The organism is Mycobacterium sp. E1214 (genome assembly GCF_001666755.1).
GTDB lineage: Bacteria > Actinomycetota > Actinomycetes > Mycobacteriales > Mycobacteriaceae > Mycobacterium.
The window spans coordinates 17275-27825 of record NZ_LZJC01000018.1; the positions used below are offsets into that span (position 1 = coordinate 17275).

Annotated in this window: 10 protein-coding genes; all 10 read right to left on the bottom strand. The window is 69.0% G+C overall.

Going from position 1 to position 10551, the window contains the following annotated elements:
- Nucleotides 1-14: 14 nt before the first annotated feature.
- On the bottom strand, nt 15-740 hold the full coding sequence (locus A5700_RS01875) for a mammalian cell entry protein (protein ID WP_068069736.1): 726 nt from the start codon (nt 738-740) through the stop codon (nt 15-17).
- On the bottom strand, nt 707-1261 hold the full coding sequence (locus A5700_RS01880; RefSeq protein WP_068069760.1) for a mammalian cell entry protein: 555 nt from the start codon (nt 1259-1261) through the stop codon (nt 707-709). The genes A5700_RS01875 and A5700_RS01880 overlap by 34 nt, the downstream gene beginning before the upstream one ends.
- Nucleotides 1258-2241 (bottom strand): RDD family protein, encoded by a 984-nt coding sequence (locus A5700_RS01885; protein WP_068069734.1) that lies wholly within the window; start codon nt 2239-2241, stop codon nt 1258-1260. The genes A5700_RS01880 and A5700_RS01885 overlap by 4 nt, the downstream gene beginning before the upstream one ends.
- A complete protein-coding gene (locus A5700_RS01890; RefSeq protein WP_068069732.1) occupies nt 2238-3077 on the bottom strand; it encodes an Mce protein in 840 nt (279 codons plus the stop codon). The genes A5700_RS01885 and A5700_RS01890 overlap by 4 nt, the downstream gene beginning before the upstream one ends.
- Entirely contained in the window at nt 3047-4597 is a 1551-nt protein-coding gene (locus A5700_RS01895) for a virulence factor Mce family protein (RefSeq protein ID WP_068069730.1), read from the bottom strand. The genes A5700_RS01890 and A5700_RS01895 overlap by 31 nt, the downstream gene beginning before the upstream one ends.
- Nucleotides 4591-5763, bottom strand: a complete 1173-nt coding sequence (locus A5700_RS01900; RefSeq protein WP_068069762.1) for a virulence factor Mce family protein — start codon at nt 5761-5763, stop codon at nt 4591-4593. Before A5700_RS01900 ends, A5700_RS01895 begins: the two co-directional genes overlap by 7 nt.
- Nucleotides 5764-5813: 50 nt before the next feature.
- Nucleotides 5814-7460, bottom strand: coding sequence for a virulence factor Mce family protein (locus A5700_RS01905; RefSeq protein WP_068069728.1), 1647 nt, complete (start codon nt 7458-7460; stop codon nt 5814-5816).
- A complete protein-coding gene (locus A5700_RS01910) occupies nt 7457-9049 on the bottom strand; it encodes a virulence factor Mce family protein (protein WP_068069726.1) in 1593 nt (530 codons plus the stop codon). The genes A5700_RS01905 and A5700_RS01910 overlap by 4 nt, the downstream gene beginning before the upstream one ends.
- Complete coding sequence (locus tag A5700_RS01915; RefSeq protein ID WP_068069724.1) at nt 9046-10086, bottom strand: virulence factor Mce family protein; 1041 nt, start codon at nt 10084-10086, stop codon at nt 9046-9048. The genes A5700_RS01910 and A5700_RS01915 overlap by 4 nt, the downstream gene beginning before the upstream one ends.
- Nucleotides 10083-10551: MCE family protein (locus tag A5700_RS01920; RefSeq protein WP_197502820.1), on the bottom strand; the 469-nt coding region annotated here is incomplete at its 5' end. The genes A5700_RS01915 and A5700_RS01920, both read right to left, overlap by 4 nt.

A 10551-nucleotide genomic window follows, 5' to 3' on the forward strand; every position in this document is an offset into this window, starting at 1 on the left:
GACTCGTCGACGCGCTACACGTGCGGCGTGAGGTCCAGCGAAGTGATGGTGGTCATCCGGGTCACCAGCCACCGGCTCTGGGAACGCTTCATGAACAGCCGGTAGGACAGGTACTTCAGCGACGGGATGTTCTTGGTCAGCGGGCTGGTGGACGAGGTGTTGGTGTAGACGATGACGACGGCGTTGTTCTCGTCCAGGGACTCCACCGCCGCGCCGGTGACCTCGGTGCTGTTGGTGATCTTCGCCTGCTTGTTGGGGGCGACGATGGCGTCGACGAACTTGCGGTACTGCGCCTCGAAGTCGCCGCTGAGGTAGGCCGACGCCCGGTCGGCCAGGGTGTCCATGTTCTCGGGGGTGTAGGTCCACAGCGTCGTGATCGCCCTGGCCGCGGTGCGCGCGACGTTCAGCTTGGTCGCGGCGGTGGCGCGGTCGGAGAGGTACGGCTGCAGGGACGCGCCCGCGAAACCGGCGGACCCGACGAACAACACGGCGGCGGCGACCACCGCGATCGCCAGCCGCTTACCGGCCAGCCGCTTGCGGCGCCGCCCGTCGGGCGCCGGCTCCGTGGGCGCGGCGTCGTCATCGACGGCGTTATCGTCGACGGCGTCACCGCCGGCCGCCGTGGACTCGGCCGCCGTGGAATCGGTTGCCGCGGCGGCGCTTTCGGCGCCCTCGTCGGGACCCGTCGATGCGCGGTCCTGCGCGGTCAGATCACCTGTTGCAGACTGCTGATCTTCCACTGGTTCCCTTCCCGCGTGGCGGTGGCCGCCCAACGATTGGTGTTCTCCACGACCTGCTTCTCGTCCGGCGTCTTGCTGGAAATCGCCGTGGCGACCATGACGGTGACGCTGCCGTCGTCGTTCCAGCGCTCCACGCCGGCACCCAGGATGGAGCCGGTGGCCGGTTCGGCGCGGGCCACCTGCAGCAGAATCTGGTTGGCGTTCTGCTGGAATTGCTTGGCGAAGTCGCCGGTCGCCTCGCCCAGGATCCGCGTCACGTAGTCGTTGGCGTGGAACGGGTCGACCGACGTGAACTCCGTCATGAAGCCGCTCACGTAGCCGATCACCTCGCGATCCTTCGACGCGGCGCGCTCGCGGTGCTGGTGGGCGATGAGCATCAGCGCGCAGCCGGCGATGGCCGCCACCATGAGCACCGCGGCGATCGTGGCGACCCAGGGCAGTTCTCGGGAGCGCGGCGCAGGCACCGGCTGATCGACCAGCAGCGGACGCTCACCGGGGGCGATCCTGCGCCGGGGGCTCACTTGCCGCTCCCCGGCGGTCGGGGTTTGGCCAGCACGGCGAGGTCGTCGACCAGCCACCGGTCGTCGCTTGTCTTGGCGAAGACGACGCGCACGGTGGCGCTGATGTAGCGCTGCTCGGGTCCGGTGCCGCGCCGGCCGTGCAGGAACAGCAACATGGTGGCCCGGTCCGGGCTGGCCGACAGGATGGCGGCGTCGGCCGGCCAGTATTCGTTGATGACCGGGTTGCCCTTCTGCACCAGGTCCTGCTGGGCGGCCAGCTGGCCGCGATAGCTCTCGGTGGCCAGCGACCGGGCCCGGGCGAAGTCGTCGCGCAGCGACTTGGGGTCGTAAGTCAGCATCTGGGCGACGATCTTCGGTCCCTGCGTCGCGACCTCCGCCCTGGTCTGGTCGGATTGCCGTTCCGGGGCGAACACCGCCCAATAGCCCACGGCGGCGCCGGCCACGCACAGGGCCGCCGCCGCGGACAGCGCCGCCACGGTCCAGCGCCGGATGCGCGGCGGCGCGGCGTCCGGGTCGAGGCGGCGGACCTCGGTGCGCGTCAGCATGTCCGCGAAGGTGCGACGGCGCGAATCCCACAGCGGCCACAGCCATCCGACCACGGACACGAGGTCGACGAGGTGCGCCGCGTCGCGCAGCAGCAGCTCCCAGGGGCCGGGCGCCGCGCCGTCGCGGCGCGTCACCGCGATGCCCACGAGCCCGCGCCCCAGGCTCCAGCCGGTGATCGTCGGCAGCAACAGCCGGTTGGCGAGCACGAGCAGGGTGACGAGCCCGAGCGCCACGATGCACACCCACCACCACGCACCGCGGGCCGGCACGGCCAGCGACACCAGGGCCAGGGTCGTGACGACGGCGGTGCCCGGCAGCACGTCGACCGCGACGGCGCCGACGCGTAATGCCCACGGCGCCAAGACATCCCGCGGCGAGCGCGGGGTCACCGGGGGTGGCGGCGGGGTCTGGACCTTGTCGAGCACCACCGTCACTTCGTCACCTGGTCGAGCTTGGATATCTTGTACTGGCCTTCGGCGAGCGCCATTTTCACCCGCAGCCGGTAGCCCGTCTCGTTCTGGGCCTGGTCGCTGGCCACTTTGACGCGCAACGCGACCAGCACGTCGATCGACCCGTCGCGGTTGTTGCGCTCGACCGCCGCGCGGGCGTCCGCCACCTGCACGTGGATGTTCGCCGCCTGGTAGGCCTGCACGAGCATGCTGGTGTACAGCAGCGCCTGCGAGCGGAAATTGTCGGTGCCGCAGTCGATGATCTTCTGCTCGCTGGCGTTCATGGCGTTGGTGTCCGGGGCCTGGGTGGCCGACACGCAGTCCACCGCCGCCTTGAGCGCCGCCGCGTCGTTGCGGGCGATCGCCTGGCTCTCCTGGTGCGAGCGCAGGGCGAGATAGCCGCCGGCGCCGATGCCGCCGGCGCCCAGCAACAGGGCCGCCGCGATGCCGACCAACCAGCCGCGACCCAGGCGCGAGGCGGGACGCTCGGCCGGGGTGTCGGTCGCGTCGGACCCCGCCGGAGGGTCGGTGGGTTCCTCGGCGTCATCGGGGTCCACGGTGTCGGCCACAGAGGTCGCCGGGTCACCGTCGGCGGGCGGGTCCTCGACCGCGTCCTGCGCCGTTTCGGGGGCCTTATCGGAGGCCTCATCAGAGGCGTCGTCGGACCTCGTGCTGTCCTGCTCGTCGGCGACGTCCCCGGTCTGCGGGTCGGCGGCGCCGACCACCGGCTCTTCGGGAGTCTTCAGACGACGCCTACGGGAACGGCCAAACTTCGGCATCGGTGGGGGGTTCAGCCGGCTGGCGCCAGCATCTCCTTCCATCCGTCGTCTCCTGTTCGGGTCGAGTTCTCGACGGAGTACTTCACTCCGTCCGGCCCTACCAGTTCACCGCTTTGGGGACTGTAGATCGCCGCCGGAGGCCCGCTGGGGGTGTACACACACGGGTTGGGCTGCTGGCCGTTGCACTGCACGGTACCCGAGCCCGGCCGGGACACCGGATCGCTCACCGGCGGGGGCGTGCCCGCCACTCGGTCCGACGGCGCCGGGTTCAACCCGTTGTTGATCGACGGCGCCGGGATCACCAGGCCCGGCTTGACCGGCTGGTCACAGCGGGCCGCCGGCGCCGGGCAGGTCAGGAACTGGTTGGGGTCACCGAACCAGGGGTTGGTGCCCGCCGGCACGTACGGCTTCGGGTCGCGGCATTCGCGCGGTGTGGCCGCCCGCTTCCCGGGGATGTCGACGCAGGGGATGTTGCGCGAACCGCGGACGCTGTTGGCCGGGGTGTCCATCGGGATCTTGCAGTAGGTGCCCGTCGGCAACGGTTGCAGGCTGGTGTCGGCCGGGGACCGCCACTCCGGCGCGGGGATGAAGCCCGTCAGGCAGGGCGGTGGCTGGTTGATGGACAGCGCCAGGTCCAGCGCCGCCATGTTGGGGAACGGCGCGGCCACGGTCTGGGCGATCGACGCGCCCTGCGGCAGGAACACCAGGACCTGCTCGACGCCGGTGTGGTACCGCTTGAGCAGGTCGAACACGACCTCGAGGTTCGCCAGCGTCTGGGGCAGCGAGTCCCGCACGTCGTTGAACACCGAGTTGACCTGGTCGGCCGTCGGCGCCGCCTGGCGCAGGATGCTCTTCACGTGCGGGTCCTGCTGGGCGGCCTGGGCGCTGAGCCGGTTGAGGTTGCGCGCCCAGCGCTCGATGGCCCCGCTCGACTGCACCTGGCTGTCCAGCACGCCGCCGGAGTTCTCGATGAGGTCGTTGACGTCGTTGATGTTGGTCTTGAAGTCACCGACGATCGCCTGGGTGGAGTCGACCAGCCGCTGCAGCGCCGGGCCCAACCCTCCGACCGACTGCGCCGTCTCGTCGAGGAGCTGACCGATTTTCTCCTTCGGCAGCACCGACAGGCCGCGGTTGGCCGTGTCCAGCGCCGGCCCGATCTCCGCGGGCACCGTCCCCTTGGTGATGGTCTGCCCCGGCGACAGGAACTTGCCGGGGTGGCCGGTGGACACCAGGTCCAGGTACTGCTCACCGACCGCCGACACCGAGTGCACGTCCGCCGACGCGTCCACCGGGATCTTGTAGCGGCTGTCGATGCTCATGGTCGCCTGGGCGCCCCGCTCGGTGGGCTCGACGTCGGTGACCTTGCCGATCGTGACACCGCGGTAGGTCACGTTGGCCGTGGGGTACAGGCCGCCCGACGCCGGTAGGTCCGCCTTGAGGGTGTACCGGCCGACGCCGACCAGGCTGGGGATCTGCAGGTAGTAGATCCCCAGCACCAGCAGCGATATGACGGTCAGGATTCCGAAGACGATCAGCTGGCGTCTGATGAAAGGAGTCAGCAATTCCTGTCCCCCCTCTCCACCAGCGGTCCGCCCGGCGCGTCGTTCGGGTTCGGCGTGTACCGCACGTCCGGGATCATCGTCTCCGGGTCACGCCCGTAGGACTGCTCCAGCGCGCGCAGCGCCCCGGACAGGCCGGTCCCGGTGAGGAACGCGTTGTCGACGGCACTGTAGGTCAAGTCCAGCGTCAACGAGATGTTGAGGTAGTCGCCGCGGAAGATCTTCGGCACGGTGTCGATGTCGAACGGCTGCGTCAGGATCAGCTTCAGCGCCCCGATCAGGTACGGCGACGCGCGACCCAGCTCCTTGAGCGGGCACTGCAGCGCCTGCAGGTCGGTGTGCAGCGGCCCGCGGGCCTCCGACAGGTACTGGTCGGCGGATTGGCTGAGCCGGCCCACCGAGTCCACCGCGTTGATCAGCAGATTCTTGGTGTCCGCGAAATGCTTGATCAGCGGCGGGATGTCGGTGAGCACCCGGTCGAGGACGTCGGCGCGACCGCCGACGTAGCTCAACAGCCGGTTCGTGGAGTCGATGGCGTGGGTGATGTCGTCGCGCTGCTGGTTGAGCTGGTCGGTGAAGGTGTCCAGCTTGCCCAGCAGCGACCGGATCGCGTCGCCCCGCCCGTTGAAGATGTTGTAGACCTCGTTCTGCAGCACCTCGAGGTTCGGGATGCCCCCGCCGCGCAGGATCAGCGACAGGCTCGCAAGGGTCTGCTCGGTCGTGGGATATGACGACGAGTTCTTCAGCGGGATGGTGTCGCCGTTCTTGAGCAGGTCGGACGACGGGTTCTGCGGCGACGCCAGCTCGACGTGCTGGGAACCCAGCAATGACGTCTGCCCGATCTTGGCGATGGCGTTCTTCGGCAGCTTGACGCTCTTGTCCAGCCCCAGCGTCAGCGTGGCGACCCAGTTCTTCAGCTCGATCTTCTTGATGGAGCCGACGAAGACGTCGGCGACCATCACCTTGCTGTTGCCGTTGATCGCCAGGGTGTCCGGCACCTGCACGTAGACGACGAAGGAGTTGGACCCGCTGCCCGGCCCGCCCGGGATCGCCACGTTGGAGATGCCCCGCCACCCGCACGAGCTCAACACCAGCGCGACGGCCAGCAGCACCAGCGCCTGCCAGGACCCCCGCCGGATCGCGCCCACGGCGCTCGTCGCGCGGTTCAGTGCCAGACGGCTCACCTTGCTCCTCGCGCCCACGGCGCTCGTCGCGCGGTTCACTGCCCACCTCCCATGTCAGCCGGGGCGAACGCCGGCCCGCCCGCGTTCGGGGCGGGCGCGGCCACCGGCGCCGGCGTCGGCGCGACCGGGCCCGGGACCACGCCCGGTCCGGGCGGCGGCGGCTGGATCGGCACCGGCGCGTTCAGGCCGATCGGCGGCACGATCGGGTTCTCGTCGTAGGCGTTCGGCGGCCCCGGCGGGGTCTGGTACTGGGACTGGACCGGCGCGATGTTCGGGCCACCCATCAGCTCTTCCAGCGAGTCCGGGGTCATCAGGCCCCCCGTGATCGGGCCGACCTGCTGGCCCTGCATGCCCGGCGCCACGATCCAGCCCGGCTGGGTGTTGCGGTGCGACGTCGGGGTGTCCGGCGACCAGATGCCCGGCACGGTCGTGTCCTTGTAACCGTTCGGCGGGTGCAACCGGTCCTCCGAGTAGGCGACCTCCTTGGGCAGCGTCTCGGCCGTGCTGAATAGGTTGATGCCGAACGGCGGGTAGTTGAACTTGATCGCGTCCAGGATGGGCGCGAGGTACTGCGCGCACAGTTCGGCGGAGTCCTGGTAGCCCAACCGGCTGCCCGCCTGAATCGCGCTACAGATGAACTGCATCGGGTTGGCGAAGTTGGTGATCGACGGAATCGCGACCACCGAGCCGTGCGACGGGTGATAGATCTGGTTGATGTTCGCGGCGGCCGTCGGGAGCACGTGCAGGGCGGTCTCCAGCCCGTTCAGCGGATCCGGCTGCAGCAGCGTGTTCGTCACCGTCTCGAGGTTCTTGACGTCGTAGGTCAGCACCCCGCGGTTCTTGTCGAGGAACGGCCGAACGGTCGTCAACAGGCTATCGAACTGCTGCAGCGCGTTGGACAGGTCGGTGTCGGAGTGCGCGAGCCGCGTGGTGAAGTCCGCCAGATTCTGGTTCAGCGCGACGAACTGCTGGTCGTCCTTGTGCAGCGCGTTGACGAACAACGCCAGGCTCTTCACCACCGCGAAGAAGTCGCCGCGGCCCTCGTTCAAGGCGGTCAACGCCCGCGACAGGTTGCTCAGCGTGGTGTTGATCTCCTGGCCCTTGCCGGCCAGGCCGTTGGCGAAGGATTCGATGACCTCCCCGAACGGCCCCTCACGCTGGAGCAGCGTGCAGCTGGCCTCGGCTCCTTGCGGGCAGGTGGGGCCCAGCTTGGAGATGATGTTGGTGATGCTGTTGCGCAGCTGGTCCCACTCGACGGGGACCTGGGTGCGCTCCTCGGGGATCACCGCGTTGTCCGACAGCTGCGGGCCACCCTTGTAGGCCGGCTCCAGCTGAATGGCCCGCGACGCCACCAGCGTCGGGTTCAGGATCACCGCCGACGCGTTGGCGGGCACCTTGTACTTGTTCTCGTAGTGGAAGGTGACCTTCATCTTGTCGCCACTGGGCTCGATCTTGTCGACCGCGCCCACGCGCAGCCCCATGATCTGCACCTTGTCGCCCGGGTACAGCGCGTTCGCCGCCGGGAAGTAGGCCACCACGGTGTTGTTGGTGAGCTTCTCGTACATCCGCCACCCGACGTAGGCGACGACGAGCGCCAACACCACCACCAGCGATCCGATGATCACCGTCGCGCGCGTCAGCTTCGGCAACCGCAGGTTGCGGATGTCAAAGATGGTGCTCAATTCTGGCTACCTCCCCCGGCTGCGCCACTACCTCCGGATCCACCAGGGTTGATGAACGGTGCCGGCAGCTGCGGCCCGGAGCCGGGCGGTGCCGCCGGGCCCGGCGGGAAACCGGGCGCGAACGTCGACGGCGGCGGCGTCGGTCCGGCCGGCTGCAGGCCCTCGGTGCGCGCCCCCGGCGGCGCCTGCTGCGGCAGCGGCACGGGCGTGCCCGGGACGTTGGGCGCCGGGTCGCCCGGCCGGCCCGCGATCGGGATGCCCGGGGTCGGCGGCAGGCCGTCGGGGTTCGGGGGCGACGTTTGGACGTCGATCGGCGCCGGGAAGCCCGGGCCGCCGAACGGTCCGACGCTGGCACCCGCGCAGGGCAACGGGTTCCACGGTCGGGGTAGGCCCTCGTCCCCGATGGTGACGTTGCCGCCCGGGTTGGCCGGCGTGTAGGAGCAGGGCGATCCCGGCGGGATGGCCGGGCCCGGGTGATCCGGGGTGCCCTCCAGCACCGGCGGCGCAGGCGGCGGCGCCCCGTTGGGGAACCGGGTGCCATTGGGGTCGGGGAACCGGTACTCCGGCAGCCCCGCGCTGCGCCAGAAGTTCTCCGGGTCGATGCCGCGCTTCTTGAACGCGGCGTCCACCCACGGCTGCGAAATCTGGTACAGCGCCAGGTTGTGCAGGACCACCTTGAAGAACGGACCCGACGCGATGGCCTCGTTCAGCGAGGGCAGGAACTTACCCACCTCGGTGAGACCGTTGGCGAGGTCGTCCTTGCGCTGCACCAGGATGTCGCTGACGGTGCGCAGCTGCTCCAGGACGTGGTTGAGGTTCGGGTTGTCGTTGATGAAGCCCTTGATCTGCTCGGAGAACGCGGCCACGTTGGCCAGCAGGGCGTTGATGGCCTGGCCGCGCTCGTTGAAGGCGGCCAGCAGCGTCTTCGTGTTGACCAGCAGCCGATCGATCTGGTCGCTGCGATCCCCGAGGATGCTGGCCACCTGGTTGGCCTGGGCGAGCAGGTGCTTGACCTCTTCGTCGCGCTTGCCGATGGTGTCGGAGAACTTCGCCACCCCGTCCAGGGCCGCGCTCAGGTGCGGGTACGTCTGGTCGACGGTCTGCGACAGCACATGCAGCGATTCCTTGACGGTGTCGATGTCCCAGCCCTGCGCGGCCTTGGTGACGTCGAAGAACGCGTCGTAGATCTGGTACGGCGTGGTGCTCTGGCCCAGCGGCAGCGACGCGCCCGGGCGGAGCTGCTTGTTGCCGCGCGGCTCGACCTCGAGGATCTTCTTGCCGAGGATGGTGTCGGTCTTGACCGCGATCCGGCTCTCGGTGCCGAACGTCGCGGTGCCGGCGTTGAACTGGACCACGATGTGGTCGCCGTCGATCCTCAGGCTCTCGACCTTGCCGACGTCCACGCCGGCGATGCGCACCTTGTCGCCTTTGCTCAGGCCGCCGGTGTCGGTGAACTGTCCGTAGTAGTGCGGCTTGGCCATCAGCACCGGGACGCTGGTGAAGCTCTGGCCGACGCCGATCACCAGCAGCGTCACGATGATGCCCATCAGGCCCAGGCGAACCCGGTTGGGTGGCTCCAGTGTCCTCATTGCGGGGTGCACCTGCCCGTCGGCTGCTGGAACAGCCGGACCGTGCGGACCGGGCCGCCGGCCTGCAGGCCGTTGATCTTGAGCGTGATGTCGCACGCGTAGAAGTTGACGAAGTCACCGTAGGACCCGATGGCGCGCCCGATCATGTTCAGCGCGGTGGGCACCTTCTTGAGGTAGTCCTGCAGCCCGTCGCGCTGGTCGATCAGCGGCTGCTGCACGGCGTCGAGGTAGTTCAGCGTCTTGTGCAGCAGGGTGCGGTCCTCGCTCAGCAGGTCGGCGACCGTGCCCGCGGCGTTGCTGATGTGCGCCGTCCCGCCGGCCAACTGGTCGCCGTGGTCCTTCAGGCCGGTGATCAGCACCTCGAGGTTGTTGACGGTCTGGTCGAACTGTTGGCGGTGCCGAACCGTAATGTCCAGCACGATGTTCAGGTTCTTGATGACCTCGCCGATCGCCTGGTCACGCTCGCCGAGCTGGGTCGTCAACTGCGCGGTCTGGTCGAGGATGTCGTTGATGGTGCCGCCCTGCCCCTGGAACACGGTGACCAGCGACGACGCGATGGTGTTGACCTTCTGCGGGTCCAGCGCCCGAAACAGCGGCTTGAAGCCGCCGATGAGGGCGTCGAGGTCGAGGGCCGGCTGGGTCCGGGACAGCGGGATGAAGCCGTTGGGCGGCAGCACCCGGTCGGCGCCCTCACCCGTGCCGCGCTTGAGCTCCAGGTAGCGGTTGCCGATCAGGTCGAGGTAGCGGATCTGCGCGGTCGTCGACTGGTAGAGCGGCACCGCGCGGTCGACGTTGAACTTCACCCGCGCCCGCTTGCCGCCGTCGACCAGTTCCACCGTGTCGACCTTGCCCACCTCGACGCCCGAGGCGCGCACGAACTGGCCGGACCGCAGGCCGCTCACGTTGGTGAACTCGGCTGAGTATCCGTTGGTGCTGTCAAAACGCATCTGACCGAACACCACGATGATCATCACGGTGAAGATCAGCAGCACCACCGAGAAGATGCTGAGTCGGATGAGCGTGCCGGTGATTTTCATGGGTTGATCGTGTTATCCCCTACTTGGCGACCCCAGACGTACTCGATCGCGTACGGCGAGCCGGTGTCGAGGTGGTTGTACGGCGCCAGGCTGTTGCCGCTGTCCATCACCAATTCCGGTGCGGGCCACAGGTCGTGGGTGATCTGCTGCCAGCAGCCCGGCGCGCCGCCCGGACCGCCGCGGGCGTTCACCCGGGGCAGGTTTTCGGGGTAGACGTACGGGTTCGGCGCACCACCGACCAGGCCGACGGCGGCGCCCAGACCCAACGTCAGGGCGGCGACGGCAACCAGCGACAGCGGGTTGGCGACCAGCCCGAGGCCCGACAGGGCCTGGGTGTGGCTGTTCAGCGAATAGCCGTTGCCGCCCAGGAACGACGCGGCCTTGGGTTCGATGTCGTGGTAGTTGCGCAGGGTGCAGTAGATCGCCGGGCTGTAGGTGTCGAGCAACTGCGCCGAGGGCACCAGA

Excerpts from the sequence above, each read along its gene's own strand:
- A5700_RS01910 (WP_068069726.1), bottom strand. The coding sequence starts at position 9,049 with ATGAGGACACTGGAGCCACCCAACCGGGTTCGCCTGGGCCTGATGGGC.
- A5700_RS01890 (WP_068069732.1), bottom strand. The coding sequence starts at position 3,077 with ATGGAAGGAGATGCTGGCGCCAGCCGGCTGAACCCCCCACCGATGCCG.
- A5700_RS01915 (WP_068069724.1), bottom strand. The coding sequence starts at position 10,086 with ATGAAAATCACCGGCACGCTCATCCGACTCAGCATCTTCTCGGTGGTG.